At 69.9% G+C, this 21,602-nt stretch carries 19 protein-coding genes and 1 tRNA gene; 6 read left to right on the top strand and 14 right to left on the bottom strand.

Translation table 11 applies throughout. The features are described from left to right. Positions 1 to 109: 109 nt before the first annotated feature. The 5 genes from FOF52_RS02820 to polA form a co-directional block, all read right to left on the bottom strand. A complete protein-coding gene (locus tag FOF52_RS02820) occupies positions 110 to 970 on the bottom strand; it encodes a hypothetical protein (RefSeq protein ID WP_248592274.1) in 861 nt (286 codons plus the stop codon). 438 nt (positions 971 to 1,408) lie between these two features. Further along, positions 1,409 to 2,032 carry a dephospho-CoA kinase gene (gene coaE / locus FOF52_RS02815; RefSeq protein ID WP_248592273.1) on the bottom strand — a complete coding sequence of 208 codons (624 nt, stop codon included), beginning with the start codon at positions 2,030 to 2,032 and terminating at the stop codon, positions 1,409 to 1,411. An 89-nt stretch (positions 2,033 to 2,121) separates the two neighbouring features. Further along, positions 2,122 to 3,585: a 30S ribosomal protein S1 gene (gene rpsA / locus FOF52_RS02810; protein ID WP_248592272.1), complete on the bottom strand. Its 1,464-nt coding sequence runs from the start codon at positions 3,583 to 3,585 to the stop codon at positions 2,122 to 2,124. 418 nt (positions 3,586 to 4,003) lie between these two features. Further along, complete coding sequence (arfB, locus tag FOF52_RS02805) at positions 4,004 to 4,429, bottom strand: alternative ribosome rescue aminoacyl-tRNA hydrolase ArfB (RefSeq protein WP_248592271.1); 426 nt, start codon at positions 4,427 to 4,429, stop codon at positions 4,004 to 4,006. A gap of 120 nt (positions 4,430 to 4,549) precedes the next feature. Next, complete coding sequence (gene polA, locus FOF52_RS02800) at positions 4,550 to 7,342, bottom strand: DNA polymerase I (protein ID WP_425265521.1); 2,793 nt, start codon at positions 7,340 to 7,342, stop codon at positions 4,550 to 4,552. 57 nt (positions 7,343 to 7,399) lie between these two features. Between polA and FOF52_RS02795 the strand changes: the two genes are divergently transcribed. The 3 genes from FOF52_RS02795 (at position 7,400) to FOF52_RS02785 (ending at position 10,189) form a co-directional block, all read left to right on the top strand. Further along, positions 7,400 to 7,825: a PaaI family thioesterase gene (locus tag FOF52_RS02795; RefSeq protein ID WP_248592269.1), complete on the top strand. Its 426-nt coding sequence runs from the start codon at positions 7,400 to 7,402 to the stop codon at positions 7,823 to 7,825. A 31-nt stretch (positions 7,826 to 7,856) separates the two neighbouring features. After that, positions 7,857 to 8,642 carry a DUF554 domain-containing protein gene (locus FOF52_RS02790; protein WP_248592268.1) on the top strand — a complete coding sequence of 262 codons (786 nt, stop codon included), beginning with the start codon at positions 7,857 to 7,859 and terminating at the stop codon, positions 8,640 to 8,642. Positions 8,643 to 8,947: 305 nt separating this feature from the next. Further along, complete coding sequence (locus FOF52_RS02785) at positions 8,948 to 10,189, top strand: ABC transporter substrate-binding protein (RefSeq protein ID WP_248592267.1); 1,242 nt, start codon at positions 8,948 to 8,950, stop codon at positions 10,187 to 10,189. Positions 10,190 to 10,321: 132 nt separating this feature from the next. Here the strand turns inward: FOF52_RS02785 and FOF52_RS02780 are convergent, their stop codons facing one another. The 5 genes from FOF52_RS02780 to FOF52_RS02760 form a co-directional block, all read right to left on the bottom strand. Then, positions 10,322 to 11,164 (bottom strand): ABC transporter ATP-binding protein, encoded by an 843-nt coding sequence (locus FOF52_RS02780; protein WP_248592266.1) that lies wholly within the window; start codon positions 11,162 to 11,164, stop codon positions 10,322 to 10,324. Next, a complete protein-coding gene (locus FOF52_RS02775; RefSeq protein WP_248592265.1) occupies positions 11,157 to 12,041 on the bottom strand; it encodes an ABC transporter ATP-binding protein in 885 nt (294 codons plus the stop codon). The genes FOF52_RS02780 and FOF52_RS02775 overlap by 8 nt, the downstream gene beginning before the upstream one ends. Continuing rightward, positions 12,031 to 13,017 (bottom strand): branched-chain amino acid ABC transporter permease, encoded by a 987-nt coding sequence (locus tag FOF52_RS02770; RefSeq protein ID WP_248592264.1) that lies wholly within the window; start codon positions 13,015 to 13,017, stop codon positions 12,031 to 12,033. Before FOF52_RS02770 ends, FOF52_RS02775 begins: the two co-directional genes overlap by 11 nt. 10 nt (positions 13,018 to 13,027) lie before the next feature. Then, positions 13,028 to 14,479, bottom strand: coding sequence for a branched-chain amino acid ABC transporter permease (locus FOF52_RS02765; RefSeq protein ID WP_248592263.1), 1,452 nt, complete (start codon positions 14,477 to 14,479; stop codon positions 13,028 to 13,030). Between the two features lie 282 nt (positions 14,480 to 14,761). Continuing rightward, positions 14,762 to 15,325, bottom strand: coding sequence for an ANTAR domain-containing response regulator (locus FOF52_RS02760; RefSeq protein WP_248593732.1), 564 nt, complete (start codon positions 15,323 to 15,325; stop codon positions 14,762 to 14,764). Positions 15,326 to 15,484: 159 nt separating this feature from the next. On the opposite strand from FOF52_RS02760, the gene FOF52_RS02755 reads away from it, so the two are divergent. Then, positions 15,485 to 15,558, top strand: a tRNA-Leu gene (locus tag FOF52_RS02755). A gap of 44 nt (positions 15,559 to 15,602) precedes the next feature. Here FOF52_RS02755 and FOF52_RS22010 read toward each other — a convergent pair. Continuing rightward, entirely contained in the window at positions 15,603 to 16,367 is a 765-nt protein-coding gene (locus FOF52_RS22010; protein ID WP_341849725.1) for a hypothetical protein, read from the bottom strand. Between the two features lie 182 nt (positions 16,368 to 16,549). On the opposite strand from FOF52_RS22010, the gene FOF52_RS02745 reads away from it, so the two are divergent. Beyond that, positions 16,550 to 17,344, top strand: coding sequence for a helix-turn-helix domain-containing protein (locus FOF52_RS02745; protein ID WP_248592262.1), 795 nt, complete (start codon positions 16,550 to 16,552; stop codon positions 17,342 to 17,344). Between the two features lie 171 nt (positions 17,345 to 17,515). Then, complete coding sequence (locus FOF52_RS02740) at positions 17,516 to 18,448, top strand: DUF1266 domain-containing protein (protein ID WP_248592261.1); 933 nt, start codon at positions 17,516 to 17,518, stop codon at positions 18,446 to 18,448. A 94-nt stretch (positions 18,449 to 18,542) separates the two neighbouring features. On the opposite strand, the gene pyk is transcribed toward FOF52_RS02740, so the two are convergent. From pyk to FOF52_RS02725, 3 genes are all read right to left on the bottom strand, one after another. Then, on the bottom strand, positions 18,543 to 19,967 hold the full coding sequence (gene pyk / locus FOF52_RS02735; protein ID WP_248592260.1) for a pyruvate kinase: 1,425 nt from the start codon (positions 19,965 to 19,967) through the stop codon (positions 18,543 to 18,545). Between the two features lie 59 nt (positions 19,968 to 20,026). Continuing rightward, complete coding sequence (locus tag FOF52_RS02730) at positions 20,027 to 20,593, bottom strand: type 1 glutamine amidotransferase domain-containing protein (RefSeq protein ID WP_248592259.1); 567 nt, start codon at positions 20,591 to 20,593, stop codon at positions 20,027 to 20,029. A 65-nt stretch (positions 20,594 to 20,658) separates the two neighbouring features. Continuing rightward, the gene (locus FOF52_RS02725; protein ID WP_248592258.1) at positions 20,659 to 21,576 is read right to left on the bottom strand and encodes a prenyltransferase; all 918 of its coding nucleotides are present in this window, start codon (positions 21,574 to 21,576) and stop codon (positions 20,659 to 20,661) included. Positions 21,577 to 21,602: the final 26 nt, after the last annotated feature.

Here is a 21,602-nt window from a genome sequence, read left to right as displayed (position 1 = left end):
ACAGCACCGACGCGCAATCAATCAATTAATTGATCACCTCGGGCAAGGGAACGGAGAATTGTTATCTCTTCTGGAGCAGGGGCAGGGAAATCATGGGCCGCCACGCCTTTCAGAAGACACAGCGGTGATTGCTGCCGGAGGAAACCACCTCCCCGAACTCCAAAAGCTCACAGAACTGCTTCACCGGAGGGGCGATCGGCTCCCCGAGCAGCGAAAGCCGAACATCGTCGTCTGCGGACAGACCGGAGTCGGCAGGACCACCACGAGCAACCCCCTCTTCGGCAGGGAGGGGGGCGCCGTCGGCGACTACTCCAGAGGCAGTGTGACCGACGAACTCCACGAGTGGGAGGCGCCCGGTCAGTACATCGACATCGTCGACCTCCCCGGTCCGGGGCCCCCCGAACGCGACCGCGCGTACCGCGAGATGGACCGGCGCCGGATCCCCGAGGCCGACGGCTTCCTCGTGGTCGGCACCCCTCCCCGCCCGTTCAACTCCGCCACGAAGGGCACCGTTGCCCTGCTCATCGCCTGCGGGGTGGAGCCGGAGAAGATCGTCTTCGCCCACAACCGCCTCGGGTCGCTCACCGCGCGGACCAACGGGGAACGGCGTCCCGTCACGCTCAACGGGATCACCGGTCCCGTCTCGGAAGCCGACCGTGAGGCCGTCGAACTGGCCCGCCGTGCTTTTCACGAGGACCTGCGGGAGGGGATCCACGGCGGCCGGTACCGCGAACGCTGCTCCCTCGACCAGATCGTGCCCTACGACGCCCTGCACGGATGGACCATCTTCGCCCTCTTCACCCAGGTCCTGCACCCCCTCCCCGGGGAGGCCCCGGCCGACTGGCACAACGCCGTCTCCCGGGGCGTCCGCGAACTCCAGGACCGCGCCCCGCGGACAGATTCGCGCCGAGAAGGAGCAGTTGCTCCACGACTGGGAGGAGTTCCCGACGAAACAGGAGAAGGCGATCACCCAACGGGAACGGGAGCTCGCCCGCCGCGGGAAGTCACTCTCCCGGCGCGAGGAGGAGATCGACGGACGGGAGCCGAACAGAAAACCAACAGCGCGAGCCGGTGGGAGAGGCGACCGGTGGGGCAGCCGCGGGATGCCGGTCCCCCGAAACGCTTCACCCCCTCGCCGCTCTCTGCCCCGACCCCTCGGGACGACACCGCCGGCACGCGCCGGAAACTCCGGGAACGCACGGAGCGGATCAGAGAACGGCAGGAGGGGGTGGACCGGCTCGCCGCGGACGTGGCCGAGCACGAAACGCAGACCGAACGCCGGTTCCGGGACTGGCTCTCGGGCACGTTGGAACAGGGAGCCGAACTGGTCGGAAGGTTCGTCCACGGCCTGTGGCAGGCGTCCGTGGAGGGCTGGCCCCGTCCCGGCAGGACCGCGGCGGTCCGGACCTCAGGAGGCCGGGTCGGCGGGACGGGTGTCGCGCAGCCGGCGCTGCAGCTCCTCCCAGACCTCGGCGACGCGGACGTCCAACTCCTGTTCGGAACCGGAGTTGTCGATGAGGATGTCGGCGACCGCGCGACGCTGCTCCCGGGTGGCCTGGGCCCTGATACGGGCGCGCACCTGCTCCTCCGGCATCCCCCGGGTGGCCGTCACCCGCTCCACCTGGGTCCGGACCGGGACGTCCACCACGACCACCACGTCGTAGAGGTCAGCCAGACCGTTCTCGACCAGCAGGGGCACGTCGTAGACGACGACCGTGCCCTCCTCGGCGCGTTCCATCAGCTCCTGGGTGCGCTGCCCCACCCGGGGGTGCACGATCGCGTTCAACCGGGCCAGTCGAGCCTCGTCGGCGAACACGATCTCGCCGAGCTTCGGCCGGTCCAGCCGCCCCTCGGGGGTGAGCACCTGTTCGCCGAACTCGGCGACGATCTCGGCCAGCGCCTCCGTGCCCGGCTCCACCACCTCGCGGGCGATGGCGTCGGCGTCGATGACCAGGGCCCCGTATTCGGCCAGACGGCGCGCCACCGAGCTCTTCCCCGAGCCGATCCCGCCGGTCAGTCCCACTTTCAGCATGCCGACGATCCTACGGACCGCCTCCGCCGAACGCGGAGGGGGCCGCCCCGTTCCCGGGACGGCCCCCTCCGGTCAGCCGGTGGGACGGATCAGCTCTCGCCGCCGCCCGCGAGCTTCTCCCGCAGCGCGGCCAGGGCCTCGTCGGAGGCCAGCGCGCCGCTGCCCTGCCCGGCACCGGTGTCCTCCGGCTCGGGCTGGTACGGGGCCTGCGCGGCCTCGGCCTCGGCGGCCTGGGCCTCCTGGACCTGCTTGCGGTGCGCCTCGAAGCGGGCCTGCGCCAAGGCGTACTGGCGCTCCCACTCGTCGCGCTGGGCCTCGTAGCCCTCCATCCACTCGCCGGTCTCGGGGTCGAAGCCCTCGGGGTACTTGTAGTTGCCGTGCTCGTCGTACTCGGCGGTCATGCCGTACAGAGTCGGGTCGAACTCGGTCTGGTCCGGCGAGACGCTCTCGTTGGCCTGCTTCAGCGACAGGCTGATGCGGCGCCGGTCCAGGTCGATGTCGATGATCTTGACGAAGATCTCGGTGCCCACCTGGACGACCTGCTCGGGGATCTCCACGTGGCGCTCGGCCAGCTCGGAGATGTGCACCAGGCCCTCGATGCCCTCCTCGACGCGGACGAACGCGCCGAACGGCACCAGCTTGGTGACCTTGCCCGGGACGACCTGCCCGATCTGGTGGGTGCGGGCGAACTGCTGCCACGGGTCTTCCTGGGTGGCCTTCAGCGACAGGGAGACGCGCTCGCGCTCCATGTCGACGTCGAGGACCTCGACCGTGACCTCCTGGCCGACCTCGACGACCTCGCTCGGGTGGTCGATGTGCTTCCAGGACAGCTCGGACACGTGCACCAGACCGTCGACACCGCCGAGGTCGACGAACGCGCCGAAGTTGACGATCGAGGAGACCACACCCTTGCGGATCTGGCCCTTCTGCAGGGTGTTGAGGAAGGTCTGGCGGACCTCGGACTGGGTCTGCTCCAGCCAGGCGCGGCGCGACAGCACGACGTTGTTACGGTTCTTGTCAAGCTCGATGATCTTGGCTTCGAGCTCGCGACCCACGTAGGGCTGCAGGTCACGCACGCGACGCATCTCGACGAGGGAGGCGGGCAGGAAGCCGCGAAGGCCGATGTCGAGGATGAGACCGCCCTTGACGACCTCGATAACGGTGCCGGTGACGACGCCGTCCTCCTCCTTGATCTTTTCGATCGTGCCCCAGGCGCGCTCGTACTGGGCGCGCTTCTTGGACAGGATGAGGCGGCCCTCCTTGTCCTCCTTCTGGAGGACAAGAGCCTCGACATGGTCCCCGACGGCGACGACCTCGTTCGGATCGACGTCGTGCTTGATCGAGAGTTCGCGTGAGGGGATCACACCCTCGGTCTTGTAGCCGATGTCGAGCAAGACCTCGTCTCGATCGACCTTCACGATGGTGCCTTCGACGATGTCACCGTCGTTGAAGTACTTGATGGTCTCGTCGATCGCGGCGAGGAAGGCTTCCTCGGAACCGATGTCGTTGACCGCTACCTGCGGTGTCGAGGTGGCCTCGGTGCTGCTCGTCATGTGTGGGTGGACTCCGGTACGGACATGGATAGAAGCTTGGACACGCTGTGAGTACACATTGATTCGGACCCGGCCGGCAGTGTCCGGACGGAAGGTCCGCCACACCGGGGCGTGGCTTCCCCCACCATCCGCACGTCGACCGGTCGACTCTCCCCCGACCCCGGGCGAACCCCGAATCGAGTGTGTGCATGCGAATCCACAACGCTCACACCAGCCTATGAGACGACTGCCCCTTGGTCAATCGCAAGCGGGGGTGAGCGCCGGGATCAATCCTGTTTCACCGTGTTTCGAGGCTGCGGAGGGAGCAGACTCACCTCTCAGTGACCTTGACCGAAGTCCACAACGGATGCTACAAGGCGCAACTCCGTCTTTGAAGGTTTCCGGTGAGTAAAATTTCCGTCAAGAGCGTTTGGCGGCCTCAGTCGTCGTGGCGTCCCGAACGGAGGCGCTTGAGGGCGGAGCGGTGCCGCTTCTCCCGCAGCCGGCGTTCCCTGGCCGCCCGTTTCGGCCTGGTGGGCCGCCTGCTCCGCGCCGGGGGCCGCGCCGCCTCGCCCAGCAGTTCGGCCAGTCTCCGCCGCGCCGCCTCCCGGTTGCGCCCCTGGGACCGGAAGTCCTGCACCGACACCGTCAGCACCCCGTCGACCAGCCGCGGCCCCAGCCGCCGCAGGGCGCGCTCGCGCTCCTCCTCGGTGAGCACCGCGGTGGCGGTGACGTCCAGGGACAGCGACACCCGGGTGTCGGAGGTGTTGACGTGCTGCCCGCCCGGCCCCGAGGAACGAGAGAAACGCCACATCAGCTCGTCCTCGCGCAACTCCACGGCGGGAGCACCGCGCGGCCTTCCCATCACCGCTCCCTCCACGGATCGACACCCTTCACCGGAATTTTACCCGCTTGTCGCATGCCGGGGAGGCGTTTCGGGGAGGCTCCGTCGCCCCCCCGACGCCCTCCCCGGCCCCTGTCCTGCTCAGTGCGCCGCGTCGTGCCAGTTGGGGCCCACCCCCACCGACACGGCCAGCGGGACCCGCAGCTGCTGGGCGCCCGCCATGTGCTCGACCACCAGCTCCCGCACCGTGTCCAGTTCGCCGGGAGCAACCTCCAGCACCAGTTCGTCGTGGACCTGCAGCAGCATCCGCGAGGCGAGCCCCTCGTCCCGCAGTGCCCGGTCCACCCGCAGCATCGCGAGCTTGATGATGTCGGCGGCCGACCCCTGGATGGGCGCGTTGAGCGCCATGCGCTCGGCCATCTCCCGACGCTGCCGGTTGTCGCTGTTGAGGTCCGGCAGATAGCGGCGCCGCCCCAGCATGGTCGCGGTGTAGCCGTCGCGCCGCGCCTGGGACACCACGGCCTCCAGGTAGTCGCGGACCCTGCCGAAGTGGGAGAAGTAGTCCTCCATGAGGACCCGCGCCTCCTTGGGCGTGATGCCCAGCTGCTGCGACAGCCCGTAGTCGCTCAGCCCGTAGGCCAGGCCGTAGTTCATGGCCTTGATCCTGGCCCGCGCCTCGCCGTCGACCTGCTCCACCGGGATGCGGAAGACCCGCGCGGCGATCTGAGCGTGGAAGTCGTAGCCGCTCTGGAACGCCTCGATCAAGGCCTCGTCCTGGGACAGGTGCGCCATGATGCGCAACTCGATCTGGCTGTAGTCGGCGGTGAGCAGCTGCTCGTAGCCCTCGCCCACCACGAAGGCACGGCGGATGCGCCGCCCCGCGTCGGTGCGCACCGGGATGTTCTGCAGGTTGGGGTCGGCCGAGCTGAGCCGTCCGGTGGCGGCCACCGTCTGGTTGAAGGTGGTGTGGATGCGCCCGTCCTCGGCGACGGTCTTGATCAGCCCCTCCACCGTGGTGCGCAGCTTGGTCTGGTCGCGGTGGCGCAGCAGGATGACGGGGAGCTCGTTGTCGCTCTGGGTCGCCAGCCAGGCCAACGCGTCGGCGTCGGTGGTGTAGCCGGTCTTGATCCGCTTCGTCTTGGGCAGCCCCAGCTCGTCGAAGAGGATCTGCTGCAACTGCTTGGGCGAACCGAGGTTGAACTCGCGGCCCACCAGCCGGTGGGCCTCGTCCACCGCCTGGCGCACCGCGGCGGCGAACTCGGCCTCCAGCTCCCGCAGGTAGTCGAGGTCGGCGGCGATGCCCGCGGCCTCCATCCGGGCCAGCACCCCCGCCAGGGGGATCTCCAGGTCGCGCAGCAGTTCGGCGGCCCCCCGCTTGGCGAGGTCGGCGTCCAGGGCCAGGGCCAGCTCCAGCGTGGCCAGGGCACGGGTGGCCAGCAGGTGGCGGGCCGCCTGCTGGTCGTCCCCCGTGCCGTCGAGGTCGAGCGCGAGCTGGGTGCCGTCGGAGTCGCGCTCGGTCAGCTCCCGGCCGAGGTAGCGGGTGCACAGGTCGGCCAGGTCGAAGTTGCGGCGGCCGGGCATCGCCAGGTATCCGGCGATGGCGGTGTCGGAGTCGAGTCCGGCCAGTTCCCAGCCGCGCGCCCGCAGCGCCAGCATCGGCCCCTTGGCATCGTGCAGCGCCTTGGGGTAGGCCGGGTCGGCCAGCCACGCCGCGAGCGCGGCCTCGTCGGCGGGGTCCAGCCGCGCCGGATCGAGGCAGACCGCCCGCCCCGACGGCGCCGCGAGGGCCAGCCGGACGACGTCGCCGCCGCCGCGCTCCCAGGTCCCCTCGACGGCCAGCCCGGTGCGGGCCCCGGCCGCGACCTCGGCGGCCAGCCACTCGCCGAGCGCGCCGGGCGCCACCTCGACCAGTTCGACGGCGAACCCCTCGTCCGGTTCCGCCTCCGCGTCCTCGGCGGACGTGCTCTCCCCCAGCACCGCGAACAGCCGGTCGCGCAGCGTCGAGGCGAACTCCAGGTTGTCGAAGAGCAGGTTGACCCCGTCGCGGTTCCAGCCGTCCAGCGTCATGTCGCCCACCTCGACCCCGACCTCGACATCGGTGTCGAGCCGGTTGAGCCGCTGGTTGCGCAGCACGTCGTCGAGGTGGTCGCGGAAGTTCTGCCCGGCCTTGCCGCCGATCTCGTCGGCGCGGGCCACCAGCTCGTCCAGGGACCCGTACTTGGCCAGCCACTTGGCGGCGGTCTTGGGCCCCACCCCCGGAACCCCCGGCAGGTTGTCGGCCTTCTCCCCCACCAGCGCCGCCAGGTCGCGGTAGCGCTCGGGCCGCACCGCGTACTTGGCCTCCACCGCCTCGGGGGTCATGCGGACCAGGTCGGACAGGCTCTTGCCCGGGTACAGCACCGTGCAGTCGTCCCCGACCAGCTGGAAGGTGTCGCGGTCCCCCGAGGCGATGAGCACCTCCATCCCCTCGGCGAGCCCGCGGGTGGCCAGCGTGGCGATGATGTCGTCGGCCTCGTAGCCGGCGGCCGACAGGCTGGTGACGCCGATCAGCCCCAGCAGCTCCTGCAGCAGCCCCACCTGGCCGGGGAACTCCGGAGGGGTCTCGGAGCGCCCTGCCTTGTACTCGGCGTACTCCTCGTGCCGGAAGGTCGGCTCGGAACGGTCCCAGGCCACCGCGATGTGCGTGGGCCGCTCGTCGCGCAGCAGCTTGACCAGCATCGAGGTGAAACCGTAGATCGCGTTGGTGGCCTGGCCCGCGCTGTTGACGAACTTCTCCGCCGGAAGCGCGAAGAACGCGCGGAACGCCAGGGAGTGGCCGTCCACCAGCAGCAGCCGGGGACGCCCACCCCCCTCGCCGGTCTCGGAGGAACGGGTCTGCCCGGGAGTCGCCTGTGTGTTCACCACACGACGAATCCTAGGATGCGCGGGAGACATTTTCGCGGTCCCGGCGGCACTCCGCCCGAACCGCCCCGCACGACGACGGAGCGGCCCATGTCACTGGACATCGAGAAGCTGACCGAACTCCTCGGCCACGCGCCCACCCTCGGCACGCTGGCCGAGCGGATGGGCATGGAACTGCTGGAGGCCTCCGCCGAGCGCGTGGTCGGCCGCCTCCCCGTCGAGGGCAACACCCAGCCCTACGGCCTGCTGCACGGCGGCGCCTCCTGCGTGCTCGCCGAGACCCTCGGCTCGATCGGCTCGGCCCTCCTCGCCGGACCGGGCCGCATCGCCGTGGGCATCGAGATCAACGCGACCCACCACCGCAGCGCCACCTCCGGCCACGTCACCGGGGTGGCCGTCCCCGTCCACGCCGGCCGCACCCTGGCCACCTGGGACATCGAGATCACCGACGACACCGGTCGGCGCGTGTGCACCTCCCGCCTGACCTGCATGCTGCGCGACGCCCCGGGCCGCTGAGCCCCCGTACCGGAAGACATCGGAGGACCGGATGCCTGGCCTGGGCACCCTCGTCAACGTCGTCGCGATCACCGTGGGCTCGGGACTCGGCCTCGCCCTCGGCAGCCGCCTGCCGGAACGCACCCGCACCGTGGTCACCGACGCGCTCGGCCTCGTGGTGCTCCTCATCGCCGCGCTCAACGCCGCCGAGGTCGGCTCCCCCGCCCTCGGCGCGGCGGTCGGCACGGCCGCCCCCACCCTCATCGTGCTCGGCTCGCTGCTCCTCGGCGGGATCATCGGCTCCCTGCTCCACGTGGAACAACGCCTGGAACAGCTGGGACGCCTGGTCCGCACCGCACTGACCCGCCGCGCCGCCGCGGTCGCCGCCCCCGCCCCGGCGGACGGCCCCCCGTCCCCCCGCTCCTCCCCGACCGAACGCTTCGTCGAGGGCTTCGTCAGCTCCTCCCTGGTCTTCCTCGTCGGCCCCCTGGCCATCCTCGGCGCCCTCAGCGACGGCCTGGGCAACGGCATCGACCAGCTCGCTCTCAAAGCCGCCCTGGACGGCTTCGCCTCGATCGCCTTCGCCGCCGCCCTGGGCGCGGGCGTCCTCGCCTCCGCGCTGCCCGTCCTCCTCTACCAGGGCGCCTTCACCCTGCTCGGCGTCGCCCTGGGCAGCGTCCTGCCCGACGCCCACATCGCCGCACTCACCGCGACCGGAGGGCTGCTGCTCGTCGGGGTGGCCCTGCGCCTGCTGCGCATCCGCGACCTCCCCGTCGCCGACCTGCTGCCCGCCCTGTTCGTCGCCCCCGTCCTCACCGCGGTCGTCGCCGCTTTCTGAACCGAATCCCGCCACCGTTCCACCCCGCCCTTTTCAGGGGTTTCCGTAATCCGATATTCCCCCTCCACCACCAAAAGCCCACAGCGCACAACTCTCCGTAAAAACTCCCAACACCCCCCAGATATTCGGCTACAGGTGCGTAACAGCATGAACCCGAGTCGGCAGCGACAGATCGCACCATCTTCCTGAACCGCAGAGCTCGGAGTTAAGCTCCGCTAACGCCCGCCGTTAAGCCCGTCGGAACATGACGGCCGGGCGGACGTGGAGATTCACACGCGATCAACGCGGGTCGAATGGAGAGATGGATGCCTAACACGAAGGCGCTGGGCTTCACTGCCGCGGTCGCGGCGCTGGCCCTGGGACTCACCGCGTGCGGCGGTGGCGGCGAAGACGGAGGGGAAGGCGGCGGAGGCGACGCCCTGCAGTTCGGCTACATCTTCCCCGAAAGCGGCGACCTGTCCTTCCTCGGCCCGCCCCAGATCGCCGCGGCCGAATACGCGATCCAGGAGATCAACGACGCCGGAGGCGTCCTGGAAACCGAACTGCCCGGCCTCATCGGCGGCGACGAGGCCGGCGACGCCGCCCAGGCCAACGAGGCCGCCAACCGCATCCTCGACCAGGGGGTGGACGCCGTCCTGGGCGCCGCCGCCTCCGGCATGACCATGGCGATCATCGACTCCGTCACCGGCGCCGAGGTCGTGCAGTGCTCCGGCTCCAACACCTCGCCCGACCTCACCGACTACGAGGACGGCGGCTACTACTTCCGCACCGCCCCCAGCGACCTGCTGCAGGGACCGGTGCTCGCCGAGACCATCCTCGGCGACGGCCACCAGAGCGTCGCCGTAGCCTACCGCGCCGACGACTACGGCGAGGGCCTGGCCAACTCCGTCATCGAGGCCCTGGAGGCCAGCGGCGCGGAGATCACCGCCAAGGAGAGCTACGACCCCAACGCCACCAACTTCGACTCCGTGGTCAACGCCATCGCCGACTCCAAGCCCGACGCGGTCTTCCTGGCCTCCTTCGAAGAGGGCGTCCAGGCCATCTCCGGCCTCCTGGAAGCCGGCATCGGCGCCGACCAGATGTACAGCGCCGACGGCATGAACTCCAGCGGCCTGAGCTCCACCGTCGACGAGAACGACCCCTCGGTCCTGGCCGGCTTCAAGGGCACCGCCCCCGGCGTGAACGCCCCCGAGTTCGAGCAGGCCCTCTCCGAGTTCGACCCGGAGCTGCAGGACTACCAGTTCGCCGCCCAGGTCTACGACTGCGCCATCACCGTGGCCCTGGCCGCCGAGGCCGCGGGCAGCACCCAGCCGTCGGACTTCGTCGCGGAGATGGTCAACGTCAGCCGCGACGGCGAGAAGTGCACCACCTTCGTCGAATGCCGTGACCTGCTGGCCGACGGCGTCGACATCGACTACGACGGCGTCAGCGGTCCCCTGGACTTCGACGACAACGGCGACGTCACCGCCGCCTCCTTCATGATCTACGGCTTCAACGACGACGGCGAGTACGAGGTCCTCGACTACGTCCAGAGCGGCGAGGAGTAACCCCTCCCGCCCCGCTCCCCGGGGGTCGGAACCGACCGGTTCCGGCCCCCTTTCCCGTCCCCGGCCACGGCCCCGGCACGCGAAGAGGGGCCCCGGAACACTCCGGGGCCCCTCCGGGACGACCGGCGCCGCTCAGGCCTTGGCCAGCGTCCCCAGGTACAGCTCGATCACGTTGGGGTCGTTCAGCAGCTCCCGCCCCGTGCCGGTGTAGGCGTTGCGCCCCTGGTCCAGCACGTAGCCCCGGTCGCAGATCTGCAGGCAGCGCCGGGCGTTCTGCTCCACCATGAGCACCGAGACCCCGGTGGCGTTGATCTGCCGGACCCGCTGGAAGACCTCCTCCTGGTAGATCGGCGACAGGCCCGCCGTCGGCTCGTCCAGCAGCAGCACCGACGGGTTCATCATCAGCGCCCGCCCCATCGCCACCATCTGCCGCTCACCCCCCGACAGCGACCCGGCCTTGGCCTTGCGCCGCTTCGCCAGCAGCGGGAACAGCTCGGCGACCGCCTCGAACCGCTCGGGCACCTGCTTGGGCCGCAGGTAGGCGCCCATCTGCAGGTTCTCCTCGATCGTCAGCGACGGGAACACGTTGCGCGTCTGCGGGACGTAGCCCACCCCCCGCTTCACCAGCTCGTGCGCGGGCAGCCCCACGATGCTCCGCCCCCGCAGCGACAGACCGCCGCTGCGCACCGGGATCAACCCGAAGACCGTCTTGATCAGCGTGGACTTGCCCGCGCCGTTGGGGCCGATGATCGCCACGATCTCGCCCTCCGACAGCGTCAACGTGCACCCGTTGAGGATGTTCACCCCGGGCACGTACCCCGCCACCAGGTCGCGCGCCACCACCAGGTAGTCGCCGTCGTCCCCGACCTCCTCGGCCGCGGCGCGCTCCAGGACCTCCTCCCGCGCCTGCTGCTGGGCCTCGACGGCCGCCTCGTCCGGCACCGCGCCGCGGCCGCTCTCCTCGTGCTCACTCATGGCTCTCCCCGGTGTCGGTCTGCGGTTCCTGCTCCGCCCCGTCGTCGTGGCCGGCCCCCAGGTAGGCGTCGATCACCCGCTGGTCGGCGCGGATGTCCGACGGCCGCCCCTCGGCGATCACCCTCCCCTCCGCCAGCACCACGATCCAGTCGCTGATCCCCATGATGACGTCCATGTCGTGCTCGACGAAGAGCACCGTCACCCCGTCGTCGCGCAGCGCGGTGATGTGCTCCAGCAACGACTGCACCAGCGCCGGGTTCACCCCCGCCATGGGCTCGTCGAGCATGATCATCGACGGGTTCACCATGAGCGCCCGGGCCATCTCCAACAGCTTGCGCTGGCCCCCGGACAGGCTGCCCGCCATCTCGTCCTTCTTGGCCAGCAGCTTGAAGCGCTCCAGCAGCTGCTCGGCGCGGGCCCGGTTGGCCTCCTCCTGCCCGCGCCACACCGGACGCAGCAGCGCGCCCAGCATCCGCTCCCCGGTCTGCCCCGGCGCGGCCAGCAGCATGTTCTCCATGACCGTCAGCCGGGTCAGCGCCTTGGTCAGCTGGAAGGTCCGGACCATCCCCCGCCGGGCCACCCGGTGCCCGCCCAGGCCGTTCAGCCGCCTGCCCTCGAACGTCCACTCGCCGGCGTCGACCCGGTCGAACCCGGTCAGCAGGTTGAACAGCGTGGACTTGCCCGCGCCGTTGGGGCCGATCAGCGCCGTGATCGTGCCGCGCTGCACCTCCAGGTGCGCCACGTCGACCGCGGTCAGCCCGCCGAAGGAGCGCCGCACCCCGGTCGCCACGAGGATCGGGTCGGGCTTGGCCACCCCGGGAACCGGTTCCACCCCGGCCATCCGGTCGACCGCGGCCCCGTTCACGTCACTTGACATTGACCAGCATCTCCTTGCGGTTGCCGATGAGCCCCTGCGGCCGGAAGACGATCAGCACCAGAAGCGCCACACCCACCAGCGCGTGCCGGATCCCGCCGATGTCGGAACTACTGATGAACGTGATCACCTCGGCGGAGGTGAGCTGGCGCAGCACACTGTCGGAGGCGGACAGCAGGAACCACATCACCACCGACCCCAGCACCGGTCCCAGGGTGCGCCCCGCCCCGCCCAGCAGGAGGATCGCCCACAGGTAGAACGTCACCTGCGGCATGAACTGGTCGGGGGTGATCGTCTGCTGGTTGATCACGAACATCGCACCGGCCAGCGCACCGAACACGCCGCCCAGGACCAGGCTCTGCATCTTGTAGACGAAGACGTTCTTGCCCAGACTGCGCACCGCGTCCTCGTCCTCGCGGATGCCCTTGACCGCCCGCCCCCACGGACTGTGGACCAGCAGCCACATCAGCACGCTGCACAGCAGCACCAGCCCCCACGTCACCGTCATCATCCACAGGTCGCGGGCCCCGAAACTGAACCATCCGAAGCCGTAGCTGCCCGCGGGAAACGGGTTCCAGTCGTAGAAGCTCCCCGCGAAGCCCTGGAGGCCGTAGACCCCTCCGGTGACGTCACGGAGGAACTCCGCCCGGTAGACCAACCGCGCCACCTCGGCCACCGCGATCGTGGTGATCGCCAGGTAGTCGGCGCGCAGCCGCAGCGTCGAGACCCCCAGCAGCAGCGCCAGCACCACCGCGCAGGCGATCCCCACCAGGAAGCCCGCCCACAGCGGCAGGTCGAAGGTCCGCACACTGACCGCGACGCCGTAGCCGCCCACGAGCATGAAGCCCACCTGGCCGAAGTTGAGCAGGCCGGTGTAGCCGAAGTGCATGTTCAGGCCGATGGCGGCCAGCGCGTAGGCGGCGGCCACCGGACCGATCGCCGACCGGGTGGCGTCGGCGAGGACCTGCAGAATATCCATCGTCGCTCTCCTAGCCGACCCGCTCGCGCCGGCCCAGGATGCCCTGCGGCCGGACCAACAGCATGATGATCATGAGCCCCAACGCCCAGGCGTTCATGAGCTGCGAGGGGAACCACAGCGTGGACAGCTGCGCCACCAGGCCGATGACCAGGCCGCCGACCATCGCGCCGTAGGCGGTGCCCAGACCGCCCAGGATGACCGCGGCGAACATCAGCAGCAGCAGGTGGAAGCCCATCTGCCAGTAGACGACCTGGTTGAGCCCGTAGAAGACGCCGCCCAGCGCGGACAGGGCGCCGCCCAGCGTCCACACGTACAGCGTCACCCGGTCCACGTTGATCCCCGAGGACTCGGCGAGGTCGCGGTTGTCGGAGACCGCCCGCATCGCCTTGCCGACCCGGGTGAACTGCAGCAGGGCGGCCACCCCCACCAGGACCAGCACCGACAGGACCATGAGCGTCAGGTCCCGGGGGGTGATCGCGACCGGCCCCAGCCGCATCACCTCCTGCAGCTGGAAGTCGGGGTAGGTCATCCGGTTGCTGCCGAAGGCCACCATCAGGACGTGCCGCAGCACCATCGCCAGACCGATGGAGACGATGAACATCTGGATCAGCGCCACGTTGCGCCTGCGCAGCGGACGCCAGACGAACCGCTCCAGCGCCGCGCCCAGGGCCGCGCCCAGCAGGACCGCCACCAGCGTGGCGAGCACCATGGGCCGGAACACGAAGCCCAGCGCCGGCCCCAGCAGCCACACGCCCGACAGCGCGTCGGCGATCGCGGCGTGCAGCCGGGAGAACAGCGTCATGCCGCTGAACACCAGGGCCATCAGGGCGCCGAAGGTCACCATGTCGCCGTGGGCGAAGTTGGTCAGCCCGGTCGTGCCGAAGATCAGGGACAGGCCGACCGCGGAGATGGCGATGATGAGCCCGTAGAGCAGTCCGGCGACGGTGAGCTGGACGACCCGGTCGCCGAAGGAGGAGCCGGCGGAGACGCCCGGTACGGTCGCCGCCCCCTCGGCCTCGTCCCCCGAGCCCTCCGGGGTCCCCTCCGCGGAGTCGCCGCTGCTCTGTGTGGGCGACGGCGAGGAGCCCCCCTCCTCACCGGGGTGGGCGAGGACGAAGATCACGGTACGTTGCTGTCCCGGTCGGACGTTGACGCCGGTGTGCTCGGCTCCGGGCCGTTCGGCGACGACGAACTCCTCGGGGACGGACTCCTCGTCCAGTACGACGCGGTAGTCGCCCGGTCCGGGCAGCTCCACTTCCCATCTTCCCTCAGAGTCGGTGGTCGCGGTCCCGATCTCCTCGTCCCCCCGGAAGACCGTGATGTCGATGCCCTCGACGGTCTCGGGTTTGCGGATCTGACCGTTGAGCGTCTCACCGCCCTGGGTGTCTGCCACCGCCACCACCGGTGTCGCCAGGATGGCGGCGACCACGGCGAGGAGGACAGTCACGAGGCGTCTGCGCACGTGCGCGCTCCCTTGCGCATCTTGAGAAGGCCCCTGGGGCTCACCCACTGGGCCGTACCTGGGTTGTTTCGGTGGCGCGAGTTTAGCCCGATTTAGCCGATTCGTTCAGGAGCGCTTAAGCCACGTGATCCAAACGTCACTGCTTCGTGCGCAACCGTGACGCAATCGGAACCCTTCTGCAGTTGACCCGTCTTCCCTGCTGCAAGCAGCGAAAAGGCCGCCCGCCGAGGTGCGGGCGGCCCTGGGGCGCGGTCGGGGTCCGGCGGTTCTCCGGAGGGTCGGCTACTGGTCACCCAGGGTCTCCACCACCGTCTCGGCCACCCTGCGCATGGTGAGCCTGCGGTCCATGGAGTTCTTCTGGATCCACCGGAACGCCTCGGGTTCGCTGAGGCCGTAACGGCTCTGCAGCAGCCCTTTGGCGCGCTCGACGATCTTGCGGGTCTCCAGACGCTCGTTGAGCCCGGTGACCTCGGCCTCCAGGGCGGTGATCTCCGCGTACCGGCTCACCGCCATCTCGATGGCGGGCACCAGGTCGCTCTTGGTGAACGGCTTGACCAGGTAGGCCATCGCCCCGGCGTCGCGGGCCCGCTCCACCAGGTCGCGCTGGGAGAAGGCGGTCAGGATGACCACGGGCGCGATCCGCTCGGCGGCGATCCGCTCGGCGGCGGACAGTCCGTCCAGAACGGGCATCTTGATGTCGAGGATGACGAGATCAGGCCGCAGCTCGGTGGCGAGGCGGACGGCGGCCTCCCCGTCGCCGGCCTCTCCCACGACCTCGTAGCCGTCCTCCTCCAGCATCTCCTTGAGATCCAGTCGGATCAGGGCCTCGTCTTCCGCGATCACCACGCGGCTCTGCGTCTGCGTCTGCGTCACAGACAAGAGGGTACAGAGATCCGCTAAGATGGTCTGCACCGCCGGGGCTCGACGTCCCACGGACAGAGCGCCCCGGAGAAGCGGTCGAGAATTTTGGAAAAGCGTTTTTCAAACACTCGACAAATCAACAGAGCCCCGGTAATCCAATTGGCAGAGATGGTGGATTCAAAATCCATAAAGTGTCGGTTCGAATCCGACCCGGGGTACTTTTCAATTCAAATGAGAAAGTCGCCTTGCGCAGGCGACTTTCTCATTTGAAACCCCCTTTCCACAAGATTTCCCCAATTTCACTGTTCATCGAACAAAAGTTCGACGGTTGGCCGATCGTGGAGACATGTACCCTCTCCACATCCGCCGCCAGGCGGTCTCCATGCACCGTTCCGGGCTGTCCATCAGTGAGGTCAGCCGCCAGACCGGCATCTCCCGCGCGGCTATCCGCGACTGGGTCGTCAACCCCGAGAAACTGACCGAACGCGCGGAAGAGATGTGCGTCCGCTGCGCTCCATTCCCTTCTCTGCCTGAGCCGCAGTCCTCCTACAGCTACCTGCTCGGCCTCTACCTCGGCGACGGCTGCATCAGTTACGCCGGCGACCGCAAGAAGGAGGTGTGGGGTCTGCGCATCTTCTGCGCCAACACCTGGCCCGGTCTCACCCACGAGTGCGTCGGCACTCTCCAGGCCCTCCTGCCTCACCACAGGATCGGCACCGTTCCCAGGCCGGGGTGCACCGAGGTGGTCGCCCGGTGGAAGCACTGGCCCTGCCTTTTCCCGCAGCACGGCCCCGGCAGGAAGCACAAGCGCAGGATCGAACTGACTCCCTGGCAACGCGACATTGTCGACCGCCACCCCGAGAAACTGGTCCGCGGCCTGTTCCACTCCGACGGCTGCCGCGTCACCAACCGGGTCAGGCGCACGGTCGCGGGCCGGGAGAAATGGTACGAGTACCCGCGCTACTTCTTCGCCAACGAGTCGCAGGACATCATGGAAATCCTGGGCTCCGCCCTCGACCGCATTCACATCGAGTGGAAGGTGTCCAGCGCCAGGAACCTGTCCGTCGCCAAGCGCGACTCGGTCGCCCGCCTCGACTCCTTCGTCGGCCCCAAGTACTGCCCCTTCGCCCCGCACTCTCCGCAGCGGACCCTGTCCACAAGCTCCCCGAAATTCGAACAAAGGTTCGATAAATGGGCGACAATCACGGCATGGACCCTCGCGAAATCGTGGACAGGGCCCTCCGACTGCACGCCCGGGGATGGACCGACCGCGCCGTGGCCCAGGCGTGCGGCGTGTCTGTCCACACCGTCCGCCACTGGCGCTCCGGCAGGCGCCGCGGCCCCGAGGTCGAGGCGCGGCGGGCCGCCCGTACCTCCTACTGCCCGCGCTGCTCCTCCGCCGAACTCGATGCCGCCGCCTACGCCTACCTGCTCGGCCTCTACCTCGGCGACGGGCACATCACCGCGCACCGGCGCGGTGTCCACTTCCTGGCGGTCTTCTGCGACAACGCCTACCCCGGCCTGATCCGGGCGTGCGGCGAGGCGATGGAGGCGGTCTTTCCCGTCTCCGCTTTCTCCGTGCCCCGCCGGGGCTACACCGAGGTGAAGAGCGCCTCCACGCACTGGCCGTGCCTGTTCCCCCAGCACGGCCCCGGCAGGAAGCACAGTCGGACGATCAGCCTGGACCGGTGGCAGCAGGAGGTCGTCGACGCCCGCACCCGCGAGTTCGTCCGCGGCCTGTTCCACTCCGACGGCTGCCGCGTCACCAACCGGGTCAGGCGCACGGTCGGCGGGACGTGGAAGTACTACGAGTACCCCCGCTCCCTCTTCTCCAACACCTCCGAGGGGATCCTCGACCTGCTCGGGACCGCGCTCGACCGACTCGGCGTCCGGTGGTCGCTGCGGTTCCGGGACAACGGTCCGCACCGGCGGTCCGGAATCCTCTCCGTGGCCGAGCGCACCTCCGCGGCACTCCTCGACTCCTTCGTCGGCGACAAGCGCTGACAAGTGCGTCTACCTGCAACTTTTCGGCTTTTCGGGACGTAGCGGATCACATCACGGCCACAACCTGAGTACAACATGCCGCTTTGGTTTCCGTCGCCGCCCGGGGTCCTCGATCCTGGAAGTGTCGGGTTTTCTTCGTCCTGCCACGGACGGCGGGGAGAGGGGTGAGGGGTGTTCACCGCGGTGGCCGGGGTCATGGGCGCGCTGGCGATCGGCGCGTGGACCGTGGTGTCCTGGGCGTCCAGGCGCCGCCTGCCGTGGTTGATGGCTCCTCTGGCGCTGCTCATCGCACTGCTCGTCGTCGCCGGTCTTCCCGGGTGGTCGCTGCTGCCCACGGCGGCCCTGGTCGCGGGCACGTTCGCCGAGCTGGTGGTGGGGGCGCGCGAGGCTCCCGCGCTGCGTACCGGGGAGCCGGACGCGCCGTTGAGCACCGAGCGGTGGGCGGCCGCGGTGGCCGCGCCGTTCCGGGTGGCGCTGGCCGAGCCGTGGGACGTGGTGGTCCGGCCCCAGCTGCGGTGGCGTTACCGTCGGACGTTCGTCCGGGAGCGGGGCATCACCGACCGGGCGGGGCTGTTGGCCGAGATCGAGCGCCTCTGGGCGGAGTTGCACGCCGCTCCCGAGAGCGACCTGTTCGTGGACCTGCGTTCCGGTGTGGCGCGCAGTCGCCGCTCCGACGGTTCCCGGCCCGACCGGACGGTGGTGCTCTCCGCCGAGCAGGTGGCGCGGCTGCGTACGGTGGCCGGGGCGGAGTCCGCCGATTCGGTGGTGGTGGGCGCCTACCAGTGGTGGCGGGCGGTGTACCTGGTCCCGTTGATCTGCGGCGGTGCGACGCTGGACTGGCTGAGTCCGGTGGAGACGCAGAGTCTGCTGCGCCGGGTGGCCGCGGACCTGCAGCGGCGGTTCGGCGGGTGGAGTCAGCTGTCGGCGGCTTTCCACGCGGGGGTCCTGTTGGAGCAGGACGGTCCGGCCACGGCGGGGGCGGAGCGGCTGTGGGCCGCGCTGGGGCTGTTGACGACCGATCCGGCGAGTCCGTGGCGGCTGCTGCCCTGGGACATGCCGCTGGACCGGGTGGTCGCGGGGGACCGGGGGGAGAGCCGTCCCTGAGGGTGCTCCTCCCCTGTCGGGGGTGTGGTGCCGGGCTCCCCGGGCGGGGTGCGGCGTGGTCACCCCGCCGGGGAACGGAAGTGGTGGGGGCGGATCACCGGTTGGTGATGGCGTCGCCCATGCGGTGCACTCGCAGCATGTTGGTGGAGCCCTGGGTGCCGGGGGGGCTTCCGGCGACGATGACGACCTTGTCGCCCTTCTGGTAGTCCATGTCCAGCAGTTCGGTCTCGACCTGGCGGACCATGTCGTCGGTGTTGTCCACCCACGGCACGAGGTGGGTCTCCACACCCCAGGTGAGGGAGAGCTGGGCTCGGGTGGAGGGCTCGGTGGTGAAGGCCAGCAGCGGGATGGGCGAACGGTAGCGGGCCAGGCGGCGCGCGGTCTCGCCGCTGCTGGTGAAGGCGACCAGGGCCTTGGCGCCGACGGTGGCGCCGACCTCGGCGGCGGCTCGGGCGATGGAGCCGCCCACGGTCTCGGGGACGCGGTTGAGGATGTGCGAGGCCCGCAGGGACTCCTGTTCGGCGGCGGCGACGATGCGCGCCATGGTCTGCACGGTCTCGACGGGGTACTTTCCGACGCTGGTCTCGCCGGAGAGCATGACCGCGTCGGCGCCGTCGAGGACGGCGTTGGCGACGTCGGAGGCCTCGGCCCGGGTGGGGCGGGGGGCGCCGATCATGGATTCGAGCATCTGGGTGGCGACGATGACCGGTTTGGCCTTGTCGCGGCAGCGTTCGATGGCGCGTTTCTGCACCATCGGGACGTTCTCCAGAGGCAGTTCCACGCCGAGGTCGCCGCGGGCGACCATGACGCCGTCGAAGGCTTCGATGATGTCCTGGAGGCGCTCGACTGCCTGGGGCTTCTCGATCTTGGCGATGAGCGGGACGCGTACGCCCACCTCGTCCATGACCCGGTGGACGTCCTCGGCGTCGGTGGGGCTGCGCACGAAGGAGAGCGCGACGAGGTCGACTCCCTGTTCGAGGGCCCAGCGCAGGTCGCGTTCGTCCTTCTCGGTCAGCGCGGGGACGGCGACGGACACCCCGGGCAGGTTGAGTCCCTTGTGGTTGGAGACGGGGCCGCCGATGATGACGCGGGTGTGGACGTCGGTGCTGGAGCTCTTGACGCATTCGAGGACGACGCGGCCGTCGTCGACGAGGACGCGGTCGCCGGGGCGGACGTCGCCGGGGAGTCCCTTGTAGGTGGTGGAGACCCGGTGGCGGTCGCCGGGGACGTCGTCGACGGTGATGGTGAACTCGTCACCGGGGTTGAGGGTGACGGGTCCGTCGGCGAAGGTGCCGAGGCGGATCTTGGGGCCCTGGAGGTCGGCGAGGATGCCGACGCTGCGCCCGCTGGCCTCGGCTGCCGCGCGGACGTTGGCGTAGTTGGCGCGGTGGTCGTCGTGGGTACCGTGGCTGAGGTTGAGTCGCGCTACGTCCAGTCCGGCGTCGACGAGCTTGCGGAGGATCTCCGGGCTCGAAGTGGCCGGTCCGAGGGTCGCGACGATCTTTGCTCGACGTGTCACGTGTAACACTTTAGAGCTTTTCTGGTGTCGATTGGTCTAAACCAGGTTGCGAGCAGGCGTCACGGAGTCGACTTCGCTGCGAACGCGCTGACCAGAGCCTTGTTGAAGACGGGCAGGTCTTTGGGGGTGCGGCTGGTGACGAGTTCGTTGGGGCCGTCGGTGGAGACGACGACCGGTTCGTCCACCCAGGTGGCTCCGGCGTTGGTCAGGTCGGTGCGCAGGCTGGGGTAGGAGGTGAGGGTGCGGCCGCGGACGACGTCGGCTTCGATCAGGACCCAGGGGGCGTGGCAGATGGCGGCGACGGGGCGCCCGGTGTCGAAGAACTCGCGGACGAAGGCGACGGCGCGTTCGTGGGTGCGCAGGTGGTCGGGGTTGGCTACGCCTCCGGGCAGCAGGAGCGCGGCGAAGTCGTGGGCGCCGGCCTGGTCGACGGTGGTGTCCACGGCGAAGGTGTCGGCCCGGTCGAGGTGGTTGAAGGCCTGGACGCGTCCGCCGGCGGTGGAGACCAGGCGGGGTTGTCCGCCGGCCTCGCGGATGGCGTCCCAGGGGCTGGTGAGTTCGATCTGCTCGGCTCCCTCGGGGGCGACGAGGACGGCGACGGCGGCTCCATCGAGTCCGTTGGCCATGGTGGTGCTCCTTCCGGCGGTCCGGGTGCGGACGGTGTGGGGTCCTCTGCCCGGGGAGGCGGTGTTCATGCGTCGGCGGGGAGCGTGGGGCGGGGCATGGTGCGCGGGGCGGGCTGCGGGAGGCGTCCGTAGGCGCGCAGGGTGAGCAGGCGCTGCACGGTGAGGGCGCCGCGCTGTTCGGCGTCGGGCGCGGTGGCCCAGGGGCGGGTGAGCGGCCAGCCGCCGTCGGTGTCCTGGGTGGCGCGCAGCGCGTCGAGGTGGGCGTCGATCTCGGTGTCGGTGAAGAGGGTGCGGGCCAGGTCGCCGGGGTGGCGGGCCAGGTCCAGGGGGGTGTGGACCCGGCCCTGGGCCGCGGGGTCGAGTTCCACGACGGCGCGGATGACGGGGACGAGTCGGGTGAATTCGGCGCGGGCGCGTCTTCGGTCGGGGGCGTGCTGGAGGAAGACGCAGACCGCGTCGGCTTCTTCGGGGTCGGTCCAGTGCAGGGTGGAGATGCGGCTCCAGCAGAAGGCAGTGGCGCGGTCCCGCCAAGGGCCGGTGACGCGGTGCTTGTGGAGCAGGCCCGTGATGGTGGCGGTGGGGTTGAGGGCGCCGGTGAAGTCGCGGTGCTCCCGCCACCAGGGGGCGGACTCGGTGTGGCGGACGCTGGGGAGGACGGGCGGGACTCCTCCGTCGGGCCGGGTGATGCCGGTGAGGTAGCGGCAGACGTGCTTGGCGGTGTCGGTGGGCAGGGGACCGAGTTCGTCGAGGAGGCGCAGGGCCAGTGTGGTGCTGAGTGGTTGGCTGCCGTGGCCGCGCAGTTCGGGGTCGAGGGCGTTGCCGTAGCCGCCGTCGATGTTGCGGTAGGTGTCGAGTACGGTGCGGACGGTACGGGGCGGTTCGCTCTGGAAGTGGTGGGCGTAGCGGTAGCGGTCCAGGAGTCGGGCGTTGCGGGCGAGGAAGTGTTCGGCCGCGTAGAGCATGTCTCGTGTGGTGGTGTCCATGGTGGACACGTGCCGCCGGGAGGGGG

This window comes from Thermobifida alba, from assembly GCF_023208015.1.
GTDB classification, from domain to species: Bacteria; Actinomycetota; Actinomycetes; order Streptosporangiales; family Streptosporangiaceae; genus Thermobifida; species Thermobifida alba.
The sequence above is the reverse complement of the archived record's forward strand: the minus strand, read 5'-3'. Positions and strand labels throughout refer to the sequence as shown.

What these genes read in the sequence shown, in the direction of transcription:
- FOF52_RS02745 (WP_248592262.1), top strand. Translation starts at nt 16,550, where the DNA reads ATGGACCCTCGCGAAATCGTGGACAGGGCCCTCCGACTGCACGCCCGG.
- FOF52_RS02770 (WP_248592264.1), bottom strand. Translation starts at nt 13,017, where the DNA reads ATGGATATTCTGCAGGTCCTCGCCGACGCCACCCGGTCGGCGATCGGT.
- FOF52_RS02785 (WP_248592267.1), top strand. Translation starts at nt 8,948, where the DNA reads ATGCCTAACACGAAGGCGCTGGGCTTCACTGCCGCGGTCGCGGCGCTG.
- coaE (WP_248592273.1), bottom strand. Translation starts at nt 2,032, where the DNA reads ATGCTGAAAGTGGGACTGACCGGCGGGATCGGCTCGGGGAAGAGCTCG.
- FOF52_RS02775 (WP_248592265.1), bottom strand. Translation starts at nt 12,041, where the DNA reads ATGTCAAGTGACGTGAACGGGGCCGCGGTCGACCGGATGGCCGGGGTG.
- polA (WP_425265521.1), bottom strand. Translation starts at nt 7,342, where the DNA reads ATGTCTCCCGCGCATCCTAGGATTCGTCGTGTGGTGAACACACAGGCG.
- FOF52_RS02730 (WP_248592259.1), bottom strand. Translation starts at nt 20,593, where the DNA reads ATGGCCAACGGACTCGATGGAGCCGCCGTCGCCGTCCTCGTCGCCCCC.
- FOF52_RS02725 (WP_248592258.1), bottom strand. Translation starts at nt 21,576, where the DNA reads ATGGACACCACCACACGAGACATGCTCTACGCGGCCGAACACTTCCTC.
- FOF52_RS02790 (WP_248592268.1), top strand. Translation starts at nt 7,857, where the DNA reads ATGCCTGGCCTGGGCACCCTCGTCAACGTCGTCGCGATCACCGTGGGC.
- FOF52_RS02780 (WP_248592266.1), bottom strand. Translation starts at nt 11,164, where the DNA reads ATGAGTGAGCACGAGGAGAGCGGCCGCGGCGCGGTGCCGGACGAGGCG.
- arfB (WP_248592271.1), bottom strand. Translation starts at nt 4,429, where the DNA reads ATGGGAAGGCCGCGCGGTGCTCCCGCCGTGGAGTTGCGCGAGGACGAG.
- rpsA (WP_248592272.1), bottom strand. Translation starts at nt 3,585, where the DNA reads ATGACGAGCAGCACCGAGGCCACCTCGACACCGCAGGTAGCGGTCAAC.
- FOF52_RS02795 (WP_248592269.1), top strand. Translation starts at nt 7,400, where the DNA reads ATGTCACTGGACATCGAGAAGCTGACCGAACTCCTCGGCCACGCGCCC.